At 73.3% G+C, this 17,823-nt stretch carries 14 protein-coding genes; 6 read left to right on the forward strand and 8 right to left on the reverse strand.

Features of this window, described 5'->3' with window-relative positions; genetic code table 11:
* The first annotated feature begins 209 nt into the window (after positions 1–209).
* From ACYVOO_RS26670 to ACYVOO_RS26680, 3 genes are all read left to right on the forward strand, one after another.
* Positions 210–1,514, forward strand: coding sequence for a glycoside hydrolase family 18 protein (locus tag ACYVOO_RS26670; protein ID WP_461018245.1), 1,305 nt, complete (start codon positions 210–212; stop codon positions 1,512–1,514).
* 282 nt (positions 1,515–1,796) lie between these two features.
* On the forward strand, positions 1,797–3,611 hold the full coding sequence (locus tag ACYVOO_RS26675) for a bifunctional 3'-5' exonuclease/DNA polymerase (protein ID WP_461018246.1): 1,815 nt from the start codon (positions 1,797–1,799) through the stop codon (positions 3,609–3,611).
* A 384-nt stretch (positions 3,612–3,995) separates the two neighbouring features.
* Positions 3,996–4,733, forward strand: a complete 738-nt coding sequence (locus ACYVOO_RS26680; protein WP_461018275.1) for an HdeD family acid-resistance protein — start codon at positions 3,996–3,998, stop codon at positions 4,731–4,733.
* Positions 4,734–4,770: 37 nt separating this feature from the next.
* Here ACYVOO_RS26680 and ACYVOO_RS26685 read toward each other — a convergent pair whose 3' ends face one another.
* On the reverse strand, positions 4,771–5,196 hold the full coding sequence (locus ACYVOO_RS26685) for an HIT family protein (RefSeq protein ID WP_461018247.1): 426 nt from the start codon (positions 5,194–5,196) through the stop codon (positions 4,771–4,773).
* Between the two features lie 228 nt (positions 5,197–5,424).
* Between ACYVOO_RS26685 and ACYVOO_RS26690 the strand changes: the two genes are divergently transcribed.
* A complete protein-coding gene (locus ACYVOO_RS26690; protein ID WP_461018276.1) occupies positions 5,425–6,195 on the forward strand; it encodes a class II aldolase/adducin family protein in 771 nt (256 codons plus the stop codon).
* A 67-nt stretch (positions 6,196–6,262) separates the two neighbouring features.
* On the opposite strand, the gene ACYVOO_RS26695 is transcribed toward ACYVOO_RS26690, so the two are convergent.
* Complete coding sequence (locus ACYVOO_RS26695; RefSeq protein ID WP_461018248.1) at positions 6,263–9,565, reverse strand: amidohydrolase family protein; 3,303 nt, start codon at positions 9,563–9,565, stop codon at positions 6,263–6,265.
* A gap of 200 nt (positions 9,566–9,765) precedes the next feature.
* Positions 9,766–10,665 (reverse strand): LysR family transcriptional regulator, encoded by a 900-nt coding sequence (locus ACYVOO_RS26700; protein ID WP_461018249.1) that lies wholly within the window; start codon positions 10,663–10,665, stop codon positions 9,766–9,768.
* Between the two features lie 129 nt (positions 10,666–10,794).
* On the opposite strand from ACYVOO_RS26700, the gene mgrA reads away from it, so the two are divergent.
* Positions 10,795–11,793: an L-glyceraldehyde 3-phosphate reductase gene (gene mgrA / locus ACYVOO_RS26705; protein ID WP_461018250.1), complete on the forward strand. Its 999-nt coding sequence runs from the start codon at positions 10,795–10,797 to the stop codon at positions 11,791–11,793.
* Positions 11,794–11,864: 71 nt separating this feature from the next.
* Complete coding sequence (locus ACYVOO_RS26710) at positions 11,865–13,175, forward strand: DUF6236 family protein (protein WP_461018251.1); 1,311 nt, start codon at positions 11,865–11,867, stop codon at positions 13,173–13,175.
* Between the two features lie 62 nt (positions 13,176–13,237).
* Here the strand turns inward: ACYVOO_RS26710 and ACYVOO_RS26715 are convergent, their stop codons facing one another.
* The 5 genes from ACYVOO_RS26715 to ACYVOO_RS26735 form a co-directional block, all read right to left on the reverse strand.
* Positions 13,238–13,810, reverse strand: coding sequence for a 2'-5' RNA ligase family protein (locus ACYVOO_RS26715; RefSeq protein ID WP_461018252.1), 573 nt, complete (start codon positions 13,808–13,810; stop codon positions 13,238–13,240).
* Positions 13,811–14,030: 220 nt separating this feature from the next.
* Positions 14,031–14,858, reverse strand: coding sequence for an aldo/keto reductase (locus ACYVOO_RS26720; protein WP_461018253.1), 828 nt, complete (start codon positions 14,856–14,858; stop codon positions 14,031–14,033).
* Positions 14,859–15,033: 175 nt separating this feature from the next.
* The gene (locus tag ACYVOO_RS26725; RefSeq protein ID WP_461018254.1) at positions 15,034–15,672 is read right to left on the reverse strand and encodes an NAD(P)-dependent oxidoreductase; all 639 of its coding nucleotides are present in this window, start codon (positions 15,670–15,672) and stop codon (positions 15,034–15,036) included.
* Between the two features lie 204 nt (positions 15,673–15,876).
* Positions 15,877–17,103 (reverse strand): beta-ketoacyl-[acyl-carrier-protein] synthase family protein, encoded by a 1,227-nt coding sequence (locus ACYVOO_RS26730; protein ID WP_461018255.1) that lies wholly within the window; start codon positions 17,101–17,103, stop codon positions 15,877–15,879.
* A 227-nt stretch (positions 17,104–17,330) separates the two neighbouring features.
* A complete protein-coding gene (locus tag ACYVOO_RS26735) occupies positions 17,331–17,822 on the reverse strand; it encodes a MarR family winged helix-turn-helix transcriptional regulator (protein WP_461018256.1) in 492 nt (163 codons plus the stop codon).
* Position 17,823 lies beyond the last annotated feature (1 nt).

The following is a 17,823-nucleotide window of genomic DNA, read 5'->3' on the forward strand; positions in this document are numbered from 1 at the left end:
GACGCCCGGGGATGCGGAGTGGTCGCGAAGTGGTCGTGAAGTGGTCGAAGACGAAACGGAATTGGTAGGGACCATTGACGTATTGGTCTAGTCCTTCTAGATTCCAGCGCAACGTACGGACCGTTCATGCGCATGTCACCCACAACAGCCACGGACGGACCGTGCGCCACCTCATCGCACCCCCCGCACCCCACACCGCGAGGAGAACCATGCCCGAGCTACCCGTCCACCCCCACAGACCCGGCGGCGCGGCCCGGCGCCGGCGCGGCTTCCAGGGCCTCGTGGCCACCGCGTGTACGGCGGTGCTGGCGGCGACCCTGCTGTCGGCCACCGCCTCCGCGAACACGAACACGGCCCAGGACGCGCGGCCCGCGGCCCAGACCGCCCAGGCGGCGGACACGAAGGCCACGGCGGCGGGCAAGGTCGTCGGCTACTTCACCAACTGGGGCGTCTACCAGCGCAATTACCACGTCAAGAACATCGAGACCTCGGGCTCCGCGAACAAGCTCACCCACATCAACTACGCCTTCGGCAACGTCCAGGGCGGCAAGTGCACCGTGGGCGACTCCTACGCCGACTACGAGAAGGCGTACACCGCCGACCAGAGCGTCGACGGCAAGGCCGACACCTGGGACCAGCCGCTGCGCGGCAACTTCAACCAGCTCCGCAAGCTCAAGCAGAAGCACCCGAACCTCAAGGTGCTGTGGTCCTTCGGCGGCTGGACCTGGTCCGGCGGCTTCGCCGAGGCCGCCAAGAACCCGGCCGCCTTCGCCGACTCCTGCCACAGCCTCCTCAACGACTCCCGCTGGGCCGGTCTCTTCGACGGCATCGACATCGACTGGGAGTACCCCAACGCCTGCGGCCTCACCTGCGACACGAGCGGCGCCGCCGCGTTCGGGAACGTCATGAAGGCGCTGCGCGCCAAGTTCGGCACGAACAAGCTGGTCACCGCCGCCATCACCGCCGACGCCTCAAGCGGCGGCAAGCTCGACGCGACGGACTACAAGACCGCGTCGCAGTACGTCGACTGGTACCTGCCGATGACGTACGACTACTTCGGCGCCTGGGACGCGAAGGGCCCCACGGCTCCCCACTCCCCGCTGACCAGCTACAGCGGCATCCCGAAGGCGGGCTTCAACACCGCCGACACCACAGCGAAGCTGAAGGCCAAGGGCGTGCCGGCGAGCAAGCTGCTGCTCGGGCTCGGCTTCTACGGGCGCGGCTGGACCGGCGTCACCCAGTCGGCACCGGGCGGCACCGCGACGGGCGCGGCGCCCGGCACGTACGAGGCGGGCATCGAGGACTACAAGGTCCTCAAGACCAAGTGCCCCACCACGGGCAAGGTCGGCGGCACCGCGTACGCGCACTGCGGCAACCAGTGGTGGAGCTACGACACCCCGGAGACGATCGGCACCAAGAGCGACTGGGCCACCCAACAGGGCATGGGCGGGTCCTTCTTCTGGGAGCTGAGCGGTGACACCGCCAACGGAGAGCTGATCAAGGCCATCCGCTGACGTCGGCCGTCGGCGGCAGCCCATGGGGGAGGCCGCCGACGGCGGTCACCGGCCTGCCGGGACCACCGACCTGCCGGAACTGACGGCAACCGCCGCACGACAACCGCACGACAGCCGGACGGGGAACGCCGGGGGACGGCTTCCCGCACACCGTCGGCCGGTGAAGCGCTGCTCGGAGCCTTCACCGGCCGACGGGCTTTCGCGCGCCGGGCCACCGCGCTGACACGCACCGACATCCGCCGGCGCGGCCGATTGTCAGAGGCGGGTGCGAGACTCCGTGGCATGAGGTCCGAGCAGGTGGGAGAGGTGCGCGAGGCGGTTCCGGTGCCGGAGAGGGGACCGGCGCCGGGCGGTGGGGCGTCCGATGCCGGGCCGCCCGTCGCCCAGCGGTGGGCGCTCGCCGAGACGGAGGACGGGCGCGCGCTGGTCTGCCCCCTGGACGCGCACGGCCGCGCGGCGGGCCCGGTCCGCGTGGAGAGGTCACCGGCGGCCGCCGTGCGGGACCGCCCGGACGTCGTCCGCTGGGTGTGGCGGTCCACGGCCTCCGTGTATCCCCGGCTGCTGGACGCAGGGGTGCGCGTGGAGCGGTGCTATGACGTGGAGGCGGCCGAGGCCCTGCTGCTGGGGCACGAGGGACGCGCGGGCGCGCCGCGTTCCCTCCCCGCCGCCTGGGCACGGCTGCACGGCGCTCCTGTCCCGCCCGATCCGCCCCTCGTCTCCCGCGAGGCCGATCCCGAGCCCTCCCTCTTCGACGCGGGGCCTGTCCCCCTGCCCGAGGGCGTGGACCCGCTGGAGGCGCTGCTGGAGGTGTACGCGGCGCAGGGCGAGCGCACCGCCGCAGCCGAGCACCCGGACAGGATGCGGCTCCTGCTGGCGGGCGAGTCGGCGGGGACGCTGGTCGCGGTGGAGATGGGGCGGGCAGGCGTGCCGTGGCGCGCGGACGTGCACCGCGAGCTGCTGGACGAGCTGCTCGGGGAGCGCTATGGGGGCAGCGGCCTCCCCCGTCGCCTCGCGGAGCTGGAGGAGGAGATCTCCCGCGCCTTCGGCCCCGAAGCGCATGTGCGGCCCGATCTGCCCGCCGACATCCTGCGCGCCTTCGCCCGCGCGGGCATCGCGCTTTCCTCCACGCGCGCGTGGGAACTGCGCGAGATCGACCACCCGGCGGTGGAGCCCCTGCTGCGGTACAAGAAGCTGTACCGCCTCTATACGGCGCACGGCTGGTCGTGGCTGCGCTCCTGGGTGCGCGAGGGGCGGTTCCGCGCGGAGTACGTGCCGGGCGGGACGGTTTCCGGCCGGTGGACGACGAACGGGGGCGGGGCGCTCCAGATCCCGAAGGTGGTGCGCCGCGCGGTCGTCGCCGATCCGGGCTGGCGCCTGGTCGTCGCGGACGCGGCGCAGATGGAGCCCCGCGTGCTGGCGGCCGTCTCCCGGGACCCGGGGCTGATGGCGGTCGCCGGGGACGACGGCGATCTCTACACCGCGCTCTCCGAGCGCGCCTTCTCCGGCGACAGGGGCGAGGCGAAGCTCGCTCTGCTCGGCGCCGTCTACGGCCAGACGAGCGGCGACGGCCTCAAGAACCTCGCCGCGCTGCGCCGCCGCTTCCCGTACGCGGTCGCGTATGTGGACGAGGCCGCGCGCGCCGGTGAGGAGGGTCGGCTGGTGCGCACGTATCTGGGCCGCACCTGTCCCCCTGCGGGTGGCGGGGGCGAGGACGGCGAGCAGGGCGGGAGCGGTCCCGAGGGGGACCTGGGCGAGGAGCCGGGCGGCCCGCCCGCTTACGGCCCGGGCGGGGGCGGCGGTGCGAGCGCCCGCGCCCGGGGCCGGTTCACCAGGAACTACGTGGTGCAGGGCAGCGCGGCCGACTGGGCGGTGCTGATGCTGGCCGCGCTGCGCCAGGAGCTGCGGGACATGGCGGCCGAGCTGGTCTTCTTCCAGCACGACGAGGTCATCGTGCACTGCCCGGCCGAGGAGGCCGAGCGGGTCACCACGGCGATACGCGCGGCGGCGGACCACGCGGGCCGCGTCACGTTCGGCGAGACCCCGGTCAGGTTCGCCTTCACCACGGCGGTCGTGGAGTGCTACGCGGATGCGAAATGATCGCGGGGCGGGGCACGGAGCGCGGAGCGCGGAGCGCTCGCGGAGCCGCTGGGGGCACGGCGGGCGCGTGAGGCCGCGTACCCCGGATGGCCGAGCCCCGGATGGCGGACGGGTGAGGCCCGGCCCAGTGTGAACCGTATGAGCACACCAACCGGCACACCGGCGAACGAACCAGAGGGCGGGGGCGGCGCGTCCGGTACGGGCGGCGCATCCGGCTCGTCCGGTACGGGCGGCTCGTCGGGCGTCGGGCCCACCGCAGGTCCCGGCGAGCCCAGCAGCCGGGGCACCGGAAACCGCGGCGCGGACCAGGACCCGGACCCGCACCGGGGCCAGGGACCCGGAGACGCACCCGGCACGTCCGGCGCGGCGGGGCCCGGCGAGGGCGTGCGCTGGGGCGGCCCGTACGAACCGGGTCCGGGCGGCGCCGAGCGGGGCGGGCCAGACCAGGGCGGGCCCGGTCCCGGGCTCGGGGCCCCGCTGCCCACTGGGGTACTGGGCAAGCTGTCGCGCGCGGCCTGGCAGTACGTACTCGTACTGGGCCTCCTCTCGCTGGTCCTCGGCGTCCTCACCCTGCTCTGGCCCGGAGCCACGCTCCTCGCCGCAGGCGTGCTGTTCGGCGTCTATCTGCTGGTGAGCGGCGTCTTCCAACTGGTGTCCGCGTTCGGCACGCACGCGACCACGGCGCTGCGCGTGATGGCCTTCATCAGCGGCGCGCTGTCCATCCTGCTGGGCCTGTTCTGCTTCCGGGGCGCCTTGCAGTCGGTACTGCTCCTCGCGCTGTGGATCGGGATCGGCTGGCTCTTCCGCGGCATCACCCAGGCGGTGGCCGCCGCGTCGGACGAGGCGATGCCCGCGCGCGGCTGGCAGGTCTTCCTCGGCGTCGTCAGCGCGCTGGCGGGCGTCGTGCTGCTGGTCTCGCCGTTCAGGACGGCCGCCGTGCTGACCGTGCTCGCGGGGTGCTGGCTGCTGGTGCTGGGCGTCGTGGAGATCGTCACGGCCCTTCAGATCCGCGGCAGGACGAAACACCTGGGCACGGGCAGGGGCGACAAGGACGGCCGCGACGGCGAGCACCGGGACGCGGACCGGACGGGCGGGGCGCGCCACGCGGCCCGCCACCACTGAGCCCGCCATCAAGCCCCGCCCCACCGCGCCCTTGGACTCAGCCCTCGGCCAGCTCCTCCCGCAACCGCCGCGCGACGGACTCCGCCTCGGCCTCGTCCGCGTAGCGCGTGCGCGGCCAGAAGAAGCCCCGCAGCCCGTCCTTGCGGTTGCGGGGCACCACGTGGACGTGGAAGTGGGGCACGGACTGGCTCACCTTGTTGTTCGCGGCGACGAAGGACCCGGCGGCGCCCATCCCCCGCTCGACGGCGCCCGCGAGGATCTGTACGCGGGTGAAGAAGGGGCCCACGGCGTCCGGCGGCAGATCCGTCAGCGTCCCGACGTGCTCCCGGGGCACGGCCAGCACATGCCCGTGGAAGAGGGGCCGGGTGTCGAGGAAGGCCACGACCACGTCGTCCTCGAAGACCCGGTGCGCGGGGGTGCGCCCGGCGACGATCCCGCAGAAGAGGCAGCTCTTGTCGCTCACGGTCCCAGTGAACCCTCCCGTCCCGCCACGCGACGCCCAGCGACACCGCACCGCGCACATCTCCGCAGCGCATCTCCGTCCGACGCGTCGCATCGCGCTCCTGTGCGGGTACCCGATGAGAATGCCCGTGCGCGACACCCGTACGGGCCGCCCCTGTCCCCGACCACGCCCGTACCCCAGAAGGAGAGCACCGTGACCGAGCCGGTATCCGCCCCCGCTCCGGCCGCCCTGGAGCCCGATCCGATCGCCGACGCGGCTGCCGAGGAGTTGCAGCTGCGCCGCGAACTCGCCGCCGTGTACCGGCTGGTGGCGCACTTCCGGATGACGGACCTGATCTTCACCCATATCTCGCTGCGGCTCCCCGGCCCCGATCACCACTTCCTGATCAACCCCTACGGGCTGCTCTTCGACGAGATCACCGCCTCCAACCTGATCAAGATCGATATGACCGGCGAACCGGTGGAGCCCACCCCTTACACCGTGAATCCGGCCGGGTTCGTGATCCACAGCGCGATCCACTCCGCGCGGACGGACGCGCGCTGCGTGCTGCACACGCACACCAAGGCGGGGTGCGCGGTGGCGGCGCAGCGCGAGGGGCTGCTGCCGCTCAGCCAGATGTCGATGGAGTTCTACGGGCGCGTCGGCTACCACGACTACGAGGGTGTGGCCCTCAACCTCGACGAGCAGCGCCGCCTCATCGACGACATCGGCGAGCACCCGGCGCTCATCCTGCGCAACCACGGGCTGCTCACGGTGGGTGAGACGGCGGCGCAGGCGTTCCTGCGGATGTACTACCTGGAGAAGGCGTGCGAGATCCAGGTGACGGCCCAGGCGGGCGGGGCCGAGCTGACGACGCCCCCGCCCGAGGTCTGCGCGTACGCGGCACGGCAGCTCAACAACGAGGTCGGCGGCGACCTCCAGGACACCGTCGCCTACGGCCTGGCCTGGGACGCGATGCTGCGCCTCCTGGAGCGTACGGCCCCCGACTACAAGGACTGACGACAGGGCGCGGGGTGGGGCGACCGGCCGGGGCGGCGGAACCGTCCCGGCCGGTCGTACGCGCCTCTCACATCCCCGTGTCGCAGCAGCCGTCGCGCCGCATCAGATGCCCGGCGCGCCGCCAGTGCTCGGCCGCGCTCTCCCCGTCGCCGCCATCGCCCTCGCCGCCACCGGCCCGCTTCTCCACGCGCGCGGGCGCGGGGAAGGACTCCACCAGCTCCTTCTGCGCGAGGGGCACTCCCCCGCGCAGCACCGAGACCGTCCGCACGAGCGTGTCGAAGTCCGTGAAGGGGTCGCCGTCGATCAGCGTGAGGTCGGCCAGCTTGCCGCGTTCCACGGTGCCCAGATCGCGTTCGGCGCCGAAGACGCGCGCGGCCAGCACCGTCGCGGTACGCAGGGTCTCCGCCGGGGAGAGCCCTGAGCGGTGCAGCGCGCGCAGCGCCATGTGGAGGTGCAGGCCCACCGGCACGAGCGGGGTGTCGGTGCCGAGCGCGACGAGCCCGCCGCCCGCGAGCACCCGGCGGTAGAAGCCGGTCTCCCGGTCCAGGGTGGCCAGTTCGTCCGCCGTCGGCGGCTTGGCCGCCAGCGCCTCGACGGCCTGCACGTCCCAGGGCGGCATCAGCCGGGTGACGCGCGGATCGTCCGCGAGCGCCGGATCGGCGCCGACGAGGGGCGAGGCCGTGAACGGGGTGGCGACGAGGTGGAAGTCGCCCGTGTGCGTGTAGATCTCCTCGACGTCCTGCTGCGCGCGGCCCGTCGCCGTCGTCGCGTGCCCGAACTCCAGGCGCTGCGTGGCCTGGAGATGGGTCGTCAGGTCCTGCCCGAGCTGGATGCCCGGGGTGCACAGATGGCTGCCGGAGCGCACGCCGAGCCGCTCGTGCGCGAAGGTCGCCGCCTCCTCCATGATCCAGCCGGGCGCCCGCACGTACGTCTTGACGAAGTCCCAGTCGAGGCCCGAGGCGCGGTCCAGTGAGCGGCGCAGCCCCTCCCTGGTGCGGTGTGCCCGTCCCATGCTGTAGGCGACGCGCGCCCCGTCGAGGAGTTCGCCGGTGGCCAGCAGCCGGGGTCCGGTGAGGCTGCCGTCGGCGAGGGCCTCGCGGAGTCTGGTTTGTTCGTAGGCGAAGCCTCCGAGGGAGACGGCGGTGGTGATGCCGTACGCGAGCTGCGCCGTCGTCAGCCTGCCCCCGTACGTCGACTGCCAGGGGTGCGTGTGGCAGTCCCAGAGCCCGGGGATCACGGTGAGCTCCGAGGCGTCGATGTGCCGCGCTCCGTGGCGTCCGGCGCGGTGGGGCGCGACGGAGGTGATCCGTCCGCCGCGCACCGTCACGTCCACGTCCTCGCGCACCGTGTCCCCTGTGCCGTCCCACAGCCGCCCCGCGTGCACGACAGTGTCCCGCGACCGGTGCCGGCGGGTCTCCAGCGGCACCCTGACGGTGCGGGCCTTGCCGGGTTTGCCGTCGTGCACGGGAAGGAGCCGGAGCTTCCCCGAGGAGAGGTAGAGCAGGGTGCGCGAGTCCCCCGACCAGGAGGGGTGGTCGGCGGCCTCTTCGGTGACGCGGCGCGGTTCGCCGTCGGGCGTGCCGTCGGGCCGTACGGGCAGCAGCCACAGCGCCGACTCCGCGACCAGCGCCATCCAGCGGCCGTCAGGCGACCAGACGGGGCCCGAGTCGTAGCGGTCGGAAAGCGAGGTGTGCGGCGCGGGGGCGTGCAGGACGGCCTCGCCGCTCGTCGCGTCCACGACCCGCACGAGGTTGTAGCCCTCGCGGAAGCGCTGGTTGAGGCGGTTGCGGTCGCACAGGGCGATGCGGCGTCCGTCGGCCGACCAGGTGGGTCTGCCGGGCAGGCCGCCCGAGCCGAGCGGCTGCGCGAGTACGCGCTCCTCGCCACCGCCACCGCCACCACCGCCGTCGTCCAGGTCCCGCACGACGAGGGCACCCGTCATGTCCAGGCAGGCCAGCCGCTTCCCGTCGGGCGAGAGCGCGGGGAAGACCCGACCGCCGGAGGCGAGTACCGTCTCCTCGCCCGAGGCGAGGTCGCGGCGGCGCACGGCGAGGAGGCCGTCCCTGTCGTCGGCGTAGAGCAGTCCACGCCCGTCCGGGGTCCAGGTCGGGGCGAGAACGTAGCGGGTGGGCGCCGACTGGACGATCTTGCGCGGTCTGCGCCCGCCCGAGACCTCGACGGTCCACAGCGCGTTGAGCGCGGCGAAGGCGACGGTGCGCCCGTCGGGCGAGAGCGCGGGCAGGTGCACGCCGCGCACGGGGCGCCCGCCGCCCGCCTCGAAGCCGTAGTCCTTGACGCGGTAGCGGGGGCGTTCGACGGGCAGCGCCGCCGTGAAGGGGATCTCCTCCGTCTCGCCCGGGTCCTTGGCCCGCACGACCGTGAACCGGCCGCCCACGGTGAGCAGCAGCTCCTCGGGGGAGATCCAGCGCGGCGGCACGGGCTGGACGTCGCCCTCCACGCCGACGGCCTCGCCGTCCACGACGAGCGTGCAGGAGGCGGCGGGCGCCGGGGTGGTGCGCAGATAGGCCAGCCGCCCCGAAGCGGAGACGGCGGGCGTCATCACCTGCGCGCCCGACGTGTCCTGGTGCTCGGTGCGCACGGCGCCCTCGCCGTCCGCCGCGACGGACGCGACGGTACGGGCCCGCAGCACAGGGCCCGTCGGCCCCGTGGCGGCCTCGGCCCGGACGAACAGGACGCGTTCGCCGTCCGGGGACCAGGTGGGGTCGAAGTCCTCCCATGCCCCGCCCTGGAGGGGCCCGTCCTGACCCGGCAGGCCCGTGAGGCGGGTGAGGCCGCCGGACGCGACGTCGAGGATCCAGATCCGATAGGGGCTGCCCTTGACCGTCTCGCCGCCCCGCTCGGAGGCGAACGCGATCCGCCGCCCGTCGGGCGACCACGCGGGGCCCCTGTCGTCCCAGGGCCCGTCGGTGCGCTGGCGGAGCCCGGTGCCGTCGGGGCGCAGCGTCCAGATGTGGAACCCGCCGCCCTTGTACGCGCAGACGGCGAGCTGCCGTCCGTCGGGCGAAAAATGGGGCCGGGTGGGTTCGAGATCGGGCGTCGTCAGCGCCTTCGCCTCGCCGCCGTCGCGGGGAACGGACCACAGCACGTTCTGCACCTCGGCGACCAGCCGGTCGCCCGTGGGCGAGAGTGTGGCCGCGCCGTTCGTGGCGGCGGTGAGGGTGAGCGAGGGGGTACGGGCGGTCGCGGCGGCGACGGTGGACGGCGCGAACGGGGTGGCGGACGGCGCCGCGGTGGCGGCGGCAGCGGCCGTGCCGGTGCCAGCGGTGATCGCCGTGGCGGCGGTGGCCGCGGTCGTCGTCTGGAGGAAGCGCCGCCGGGTGAGCGGTCTTTCCGGGCCGGAAGCGTCCAAGGGGGCCAACGGTTCTCCCAGGGCACGTGAGTGGCGCAGGACAGGAGTGACGCGACGTACGAGCCGCACGATCGTCGCAACGCGTGGCGGGGCCGTCAACAGTGCGTATCGGCCGGTGTGGCGGAAGCGGATCCTCGCGCTCCCCCTGGGTGGCGGGGCCCCTGCCGCCCCGTCAGACCGTTGCCCCGTCAGTCGCCCCGTCAGGCTGTCGGCGCGGCGGCCGGGAGGTCCAGGTAGGCGCGGAGCCGACGCGCCGCCGGGGTGAGCGCGTCGGCGGCCGGGACGGCGACGGAGACCTCCCACACCGGCCCGGGGTCACCCGCGAGGGGGACGGCACGCAGCCCGGACGCCTCCGGCTTCCTCGCGAAGTGGCCGGGGACCACCGCCGTGCCCAGGCCCTCGGCGACGAGTTCGATGAGGCTGTGCACGTCGTTGACCTCCAGCTCGACCTGCCGCGCGACCCCGGCAGCCGCGAAGGAGAGGTCCGTCAGCCGCCGTACGCCCCAGTCGGGCTGGAAGTCCACCAGTGCCTCGCCGTTCAGCTCCGTCCAGCGCACCTCGTCGCTGCCCGCGAGGGGGTGCAGCGGATGGCAGAGCAGCACCATGGGCTCGCTGGTCAGGGGCAGCAGGCACACGCCCTGCGGCGGCTGTTCGCAGAGCGCGACGAAGGCGAGGTCGAGGTGTCCGGCGGCGACGGCCTCGACCAGCGCGGCCGAGCCCGCCTGCCGCAGCCGTATCTCCACACGGGGGTGATCGGCGCGGAACCTGGCCAGCAGGCTGGGCACATGGACGCCCGCGATGCACTGCTCCGTCCCGACCGAGAGGGTGCCGCGCAGCAGGCCCTGCACGGCGGCCACCGCGTCCTTGGCCGCCCGGACGCTGGCGAGCGCCCGCGTGGCCTCGGTCAGCAGGGCGCGGCCCGGGCCCGTCAGCTCGACGCTGCGCGTGGTGCGGACGAACAGCCGCGCGTCCAGCTCCCGCTCCAGCGCGCGCACCGAGGCGGACAGGCCCGACTGGGAGACCATGAGGCGCTGCGCGGCGCGCGTGAAGTGCCGTTCCTCGGCGACCGCGACGAAGTATTCGAGATGACGGAGTTCCACGATTCAGCAGCGTAGCCACTGAATCCGTTCGTTTTCTTCTATTGGACGGCTCGCCGGCCCCGAGAGAGGCTGAAGCGGCCCACGGGCCCCTTCCTTCACCTCCCCTCGACGACGCTGGAGACCTCCGCCGTGTACGAAGCCGACGCACGCCGCTACGACGCGATGCCCTACCGCCGCACGGGCCGCAGCGGCCTCCGGCTGCCCGCGGTATCGCTGGGCCTGTGGCACAACTTCGGCACCGACCGCCCGCTGGACGGCCAGCGCGCCATCCTGCGCCGCGCGTTCGACCTGGGCGTGACGCACTTCGACCTGGCCAACAACTACGGCCCGCCGCCCGGCTCGGCGGAGACCGCCTTCGGCCGGATCTTCCGCGAGGACCTGCGGCCCTACCGGGACGAGATCGTCGTCTCGACGAAGGCGGGCCACCTCATGTGGCCCGGCCCGTACGGCGAATGGGGCTCGCGCAAGAGCCTGCTCGCGTCCCTGGACCAGAGCCTGGGGCGCATGGGGCTCGACCACGTCGACATCTTCTACTCGCACCGCCCCGACCCCGACACTCCCCTGGAGGAGACGATGGGCGCGCTGGACACGGCGGTGCGGCAGGGCAAGGCGCTCTACGCGGGAGTCTCCAACTACTCGCCCCAGCAGACGCGGGAGGCCGCGCGCATCCTCGGTGAGCTGGGCACTCCGCTGCTGATCCACCAGCCGCGCTACTCCCTGCTCGACCGCACACCCGAGGACTCGGGCCTCCTGGACGAACTGGAGGCGCTGGGCACCGGCTCCATCGTCTTCTCGCCACTGGCGCAGGGACTGCTCTCGGACCGCTATCTGGAGGGGGTGCCCGAGGGGTCGCGCGCTGCGAGCGCCAGCCCGTTCCTGCAAGCCGACGGGATCACGGAGGAACGGCTCGCCGTGCTGCGCGCGCTGAACGAACTCGCCCGCGAGCGGGGGCAGTCGCTGGCGCGGATGGCCCTGGCGTGGGTGCTGCGGGGCGGCCGGGTGACGTCGGCGCTGGTCGGCGCCAGCAGCCCGGAGCAACTGGAGGACAACGTGGCCGCCGTGCGGAACCTCGACTTCTCGGAAGCGGAACTCGCCCGTATCGACGCGGTACTCGGCCGCGAGTCCTGACCCCGGGCCCGATCTCCGAGGAGCACGCCGCGGGGGGTACGGCACGCGGACGCCGGGTCTACCGTGCTCCCATGCTCCCGGACATCGGGCTCTACTACCCGTACATCCACTTCCGCAGCGACGCGTGGCTCAAGACCGCGGCCCTCTACTGGCCGCACATGGCACGCGTGGTGCCGGGCGACTACGCACTGCGCGACTCGCGCACGGTACGCGCCCTCGCCGACGACCTCGGCTTCATCACGGCCGTCGGCCCGGCGCGCACGGCCGAGGCCGTCGCCCCGGTCTTCCTGGAGGTCATCGAGCGGTACGGGGAGGGACTCTCCCGCCTCTACGGGCGCCCCGGACGGGGGCTGGCCCTCTGGCAGTCGGAGCCGCAACCGCACGCGTGGCCCGAATTGCCCGCACCGAACGTGGACTCCGAGCCCCGGGCCCCGTTCGCCTGGTCACCGGAGCCGGGGCAGACATGGGAGGTCCCGGCCCCCGCGTACCGCGAGGGGGACGGACGAGGCACCCCGGCGCTGGCCGGTCTGTCCTACCAGGAGGTCGCCCCGGCTCTGCGGACGGCTCTCTACGAGTCGGGACTCGCCGTGGAGGCTCAGCGCTCGCGGTTCGGGCGCGGGGACGCACTGCCCTGGGTCGCCATGGCGGCGCCGCTGGTCTGGGTCTACAAGTGCGTGTTCACCGAGCACCTGGCCAGGGCGGGCGGCTACGCGCCCACCACCGACCAGGAGTTCGCACACATGACGTCCGACGACTGGACGGCCGAGCGCATCGCCCGCGTGCTCGTCGGCGGACAGCCCGGTCCCCCGCCCTCCGAACCGGAGGGCCCGGAGGGCGGCAAAGGACCGGGCCGGGCCACCGCCATGGCCATGCTGGCCGTCGAGATCGTCGTACCGGCCGACATCGCACGCGTCCCCGTCGAGAAGATCGTCAAGCTGCGGACCGACCACCGCGCCGAGTTCGACGCGTTCACCGCAGCGGTGAGCGGGCTCGCGGCGGAGCTGCACGAGGATCTGGCCACCGTCGTCGACCCCGAGAGCCGTGAACTGCGTCTGCGGCTCGCGATACGGAACCGGCTCACGACCCCGCTCGACGAACTCCGCAAGGCGATGAGGGGGCTGCGCTTCTCCACCGCGGTGGACACGCTCACGATGAAGGTCGAGCTGCCGAGCGCGGTCACCGCCGTCGCCGGGTCCGCACTGGTGGGAGAGCCCGTCGTGGGCGGCATCGTGGGCGGCGCCATCGCCCTCGCGGGGGTGCGCCGTGCCGCGTCCCGGCAGCGGCAGGAGCTGCTGAGGGGATCGCCCGTGGCCTATCTGCTGGCCCTGGAGCGCGGCCTGCGCCCCGCGCCGCTGCTGCGCAGGCTCGCCGGGAACGCCTGAACCCGAGAACCGGGAGACCCCGGAGAAACCGGAGGGCTACGAGGCGGACCACGCGGAACGGTTCAGGACTCGTCACCCGCGAGGGGCCTGCGCACCAGGATCCTGAAGCCCGATTCGCCGCCCGCCTGCCGCAGATCCAGACTCCGGGCGGGGCCGCTCTCCGACGGGATGTCCAGGTCCTCCATCGAGGACGCGGGGATGTCCTCGCGGGCCAGGCCGAGCGTGACATGGGGCCAGTAGTCCTCCTCCGCACCACCCAGATTCCGCGTCAGGTCGGCGTGGATACCGAGGAGTTCCGGCACGGGCTCGACGCCCAAGCGGATCTGCTCCCCCTTCTGGGCAGTGGCCTCGTCGTAGCGGTAGTCGGGGTTCCGCTGGAGGTCCCAGCTGCCGTGCCGCACCTCGCCCGTGAAGCGGATGCTGGGTACCGGCCATGTCTTCCCGCTGGCCAGCGCCGCCGCGTCGGCCAGTTTCACCGCGTCGGCCTCGTGGAGGAAGGTCAGCGTGATGTGGATCTCGTCCCGCCGCTGCGGTCGGACCGTCTCGCGCTGCTCCTGGAGCGCGACCACGCCCTCCACCAGCCGGGTCGGGATCTGAAGACTGAAGAATGCGTTGACCGTCCGGGCGTCTTCCATGTGCGCTCCTCGTTGCGAGACCTCATGACGCGTAGAGGTCTGCCCCGGTACGCCCGGAATTCCCTTCTTGTGGCCCCGCGTCGACCGAACCGGTGAACACGCTCACCGGCTTGACGCCGACGACCACGGCGGGACGGGACGGAGCGGGGCGGCGAAGGGGATTCCCCTTCGCCGCCCCGCGCCCCGCCCCGCGCGCCGTGCCCCGCCCCGCGCGGCCGGATCAGTCGAGGGTGTCGGGGTCCGGGCCGACGCGCTCGCCGGTCTCCAGGGTGCCGATCTCGATCAGGTCGTCGCCGTCCAGCTCGAAGTCGAAGACGTCGATGTTCTCCTTGATGCGGGAGGGCGTCACCGACTTCGGGATGACGACGTTGCCCAACTGGATGTGCCAGCGCAGCACGATCTGCGCGGGCGACTTGCCGTGCTTCTCGGCGGCCTGGGTCACGGCGGCCGTGTCCAGCACGCCGTTGCCGCGGCCGAGCGGGGACCATGCCTCGGTGGCGATGCCGTGCTCGGCGTCGAAGGCCCGCAGCGCGTCCTGCTGGAGCCGCGGGTGCAGCTCGATCTGGTTGACGGCGGGGACGATGCCGCTCTCGTCGAAGAGCCGCTGGAGGTGCGCGGGCTGGAAGTTGGACACACCGATGGACTTGGCGCGCCCCTCCTCGTAGATCTTCTCGAAGGCACGCCAGGTCTCGACGTACAGATCGCGCGCCGGGAGGGGCCAGTGGATGAGGTAGAGGTCCACATAGTCCATGCCCAGCTTGGCCAGGGACTCGTCGAAGGCGCGCAGGGTGGAGTCGTACCCCTGCTCGGTGTTCCAGAGCTTGGTGGTCACGAAGACCTCGTCGCGCGGGATGCCGGACCCGGCGATGGCCGCGCCGGTGCCCTTCTCGTTCGCGTAGAGGGCCGCGGTGTCGATGCTGCGGTATCCGGCCTCCAGGGCCGCGGTGACGGCGGTCGCCGCCTCGTCGTCCGGCACCTGGAAGACGCCGAAGCCGAGCTGGGGCATCGTCCGGCCGTTGTTGAGCGTGCTGGCGGGGACATTGCTCACAGGGGATCCTCGTGTGTGTCGGGGTCTTTTGTGGCGGGGTCTTTTGTGGCGCGTGTGTCGCGGTCTTTCTTGACGTTTCAACCCTAGGCGCGTCCGCCCCGTTCCGCGCGCCCCGGCCACCCCCCGCCCGGGGGCGCGCGGAGTGGTAGGGGTGCGGCGGATGCGGCCGTGCGGGTCAGTTCGCGGCCGAGACGCGGGTGCGCGGGTGCGCGTCCTTCTCCAGTTCGTCGAGGAAGGCGACCGCGTAGTCCTCGGCGCTGATGCGCTCGCCGCCTTCGAGGAGCTGGTCGCCGCCGAGCCGGTAGGTGCCGGTGCGCTCGCCGGGGCCGATCTCGGGCGCCGGGGAGACGTAGGTCCAGTCGAGGTCCTCGACGGAGCGGTAGAGGGCGAGCACCTCGCGGTGGGCCAGGGCCTCGCCCTTGTAGGCGTCGGGGAAGCCGGGGGTGTCCACCAGCTCCGTACCGGGCGCCACCTCCAGGCTGCCCGCGCCGCCGACCACGACGAGGCGGCGCACGCCCGAGTTCCGTACGCCCTCGATCAGGGCGCGGTTGTCCGCGAGGAACGGCTCGGCCGGGGCGCTGCCGTCGCGGGGCGGCGCGAGGGCCGAGGCCACCGCGTCGTGTCCCTCGGCCAGGCGGGTCACGGTGCCCGCGTCGGACGCGTCGGCGGCGACGGCCGTCAGCCCGCCCTCCTCGCCGGACGCGGGAGTCTTGCCCGAGCGGCTGACGGCGGTGACCTCGTGACCGCGCCGAAGGGCCTCGGCCGCGATGCGGCTGCCGACCATGCCGGTGGCGCCGAACAGCAGGATCTTCATGAGAGGGCTCCGTTTCGAGGTTTCCGGTGTTCACCGGTGTTCCGGGGTTTCCGGGGTGTGAGGTGTCGGGATGCGGGGCATCCGAACGGGCAACATTATCTGCGCGCTCAGGTATTTCCGCTGCCGGAAACTTTCTTCCCCGGGGCCGGGACCGGAGCCGGGTGCCGCCCGTACCGGGCGGGCGCCTACGGGGCCCCTACGGAGTCAGCCGCGCGACCCCGTCAGCACCAGGCTGACGTTGTGTCCGCCGAACCCGAAGGCGTTGACGAGCCCGGCCCGCCAGTCTCCGGCACGGTTCTCGCCGCGCACCACGTCGAGGCCGACGGCCGGGTCTGGGTCGTCGAGGTTGCGGACGGCGGGGAGGCGCCCTTCGCGCAGCGTCAGCAGCGCGGCGATGGCCGCGACGGCGCCCGAGGCGCCCAGCATGTGCCCGGTCATGGACTTCGTGGCGGTGACCGCCACGTGGTCGCCGACCGCGCGGCGCACCGCCTCCGCCTCCGCCAGGTCCCCCGACTCCGTCGACGTGGCATGGGCGTGGACGTGGTCGAGGTCCCCCGGCGCGAGACCGGCCGAGCGCAGCGCGTCCTCGATGGCGACGATCTGGCCGTCCGCGTCGGAGGCCGTGATGTGGTGCGCGCTCGACGTGACGCTCGCCCCGGCCAGCGCGCCGTGGACACGGGCGCCACGGGCGCGGGCGAAGTCCGCGCGCTCCAGCACCACGACGCCCGCGCCCTCGGCCATCACGAAGCCGCTGCGGTCCACGTCGAACGGGCGGGAGACGGCGGCCGGTTCTTCGGTGCGCGGGGAGAGCGCCTTCATCTGCGCGAACGCTGCCAGGGTGAAGGGGTGCAGGCACGCCTCGACGCCGCCCGCGACGACCACGTCGGCCCGGCCCGCGCGGATGAGGTCCAGCCCCATCGCGAGGGCCTCGGCGCCCGAGGCGCACGCACTGACCGGCGTCCGGGCGCCTCCCCGCGCCCCCAGCTCCATGCTGACCCAGGCCGCGGGCCCGTTGGGCATGAGCATGGGCACGGCGTACGGGGAGAGCCGCCGTCCGCCCGACTCCTCGAACAGGTCGTCCTGGCCGAGCGTGGAGAGGACGCCTCCGGTTCCGGTGCCGAGGACCACGGCCAGCCGCTCGGGCGCGACCTCCGGGCTGCCCGCGTCGCGCCACGCCTCCCGGGAACCGATCATGGCGATCTGCTCGCAGCGGTCCAGCTTCCTGGCCTCGACGCGGCTCATCAGCGACGCCGGGTCGACGGGCAGCCCCGCGGCGACACCGACCGTCAGCCGCTCGGCCCACTCCTCCTCCAGCGCGGTGACGCCGGACGCGCCCGCCAGCATCGCCGACCAGGACGCTTCCACATCGGCACCGAGGGGCGTGATCGCGCCCATGCCGGTCACGAGTACGTCGCCGTGGTGATCCGTCACGTTTCCTCCATCGATCCATAGAGAGCACACAAGGCGGGACCGGGTCCGATGGGCCCGATCCGCCTCACTTGATGGCCACAGTGCCAGGTCACGGCGTTCCGCACGGTCGAGCGCGCGCACCGATTCACGGTGGGAGAACTGTGCGGTTACTACAAGCCGCTCGGCGCTCTCGGCGCGGAAGACGGACAGGGGAAGAGCGCGGCGCGGGCGAGTCGGCGCAGAGTGGATCAGCGCAAGGTGGGGAGGACCGTGCGGGCGTGCTGTCCGAGGCGGTCCAGCGCGGCGGTCATCACGGCCGCCTGGCTGCCGGAGAGCGGCCCGTAGAAGTGCTCGTCGAGCTGCTGGGCGTGGAGGCGGGCCGCGCGTATGAGGACGCGCTCGCCCTCCTCGGTCATGACGACGGTCTGCACGCGCCCGTCGTCGGCGGAGCGCGTACGCCGCACGAGGGCGGCGCCGACCATCCTGTCGACCAGCCGGGTGGCGCCGCCGCTGGTGAGGATCAGGTCCTGGGAGAGGCGGCTCATGCGCGCCCCCTCGGGACTGTCGGCGAGGTGCAGCAGCACCTCGAACATCGAGTGGGTGATGCCGCACTCCTCCTGGAGGCGGCTGCCGAAGAGCCGTTCCATCAGCGCCGCCGTGTCCAGGAGCACCCCGAACGCCTGGATGCCGGCGTGCGCCGCCGCATCCGCCGCGGACCGGATCTCCGTCTCCTCAGCCACC

This window comes from Streptomyces daliensis, assembly GCF_054782395.1.

What these genes read in the sequence shown, in the direction of transcription:
- ACYVOO_RS26725 (WP_461018254.1), bottom strand. Translation starts at nt 15,672, where the DNA reads ATGAAGATCCTGCTGTTCGGCGCCACCGGCATGGTCGGCAGCCGCATC.
- ACYVOO_RS26670 (WP_461018245.1), top strand. Translation starts at nt 210, where the DNA reads ATGCCCGAGCTACCCGTCCACCCCCACAGACCCGGCGGCGCGGCCCGG.
- ACYVOO_RS26675 (WP_461018246.1), top strand. Translation starts at nt 1,797, where the DNA reads ATGAGGTCCGAGCAGGTGGGAGAGGTGCGCGAGGCGGTTCCGGTGCCG.
- ACYVOO_RS26710 (WP_461018251.1), top strand. Translation starts at nt 11,865, where the DNA reads ATGCTCCCGGACATCGGGCTCTACTACCCGTACATCCACTTCCGCAGC.
- ACYVOO_RS26715 (WP_461018252.1), bottom strand. Translation starts at nt 13,810, where the DNA reads ATGGAAGACGCCCGGACGGTCAACGCATTCTTCAGTCTTCAGATCCCG.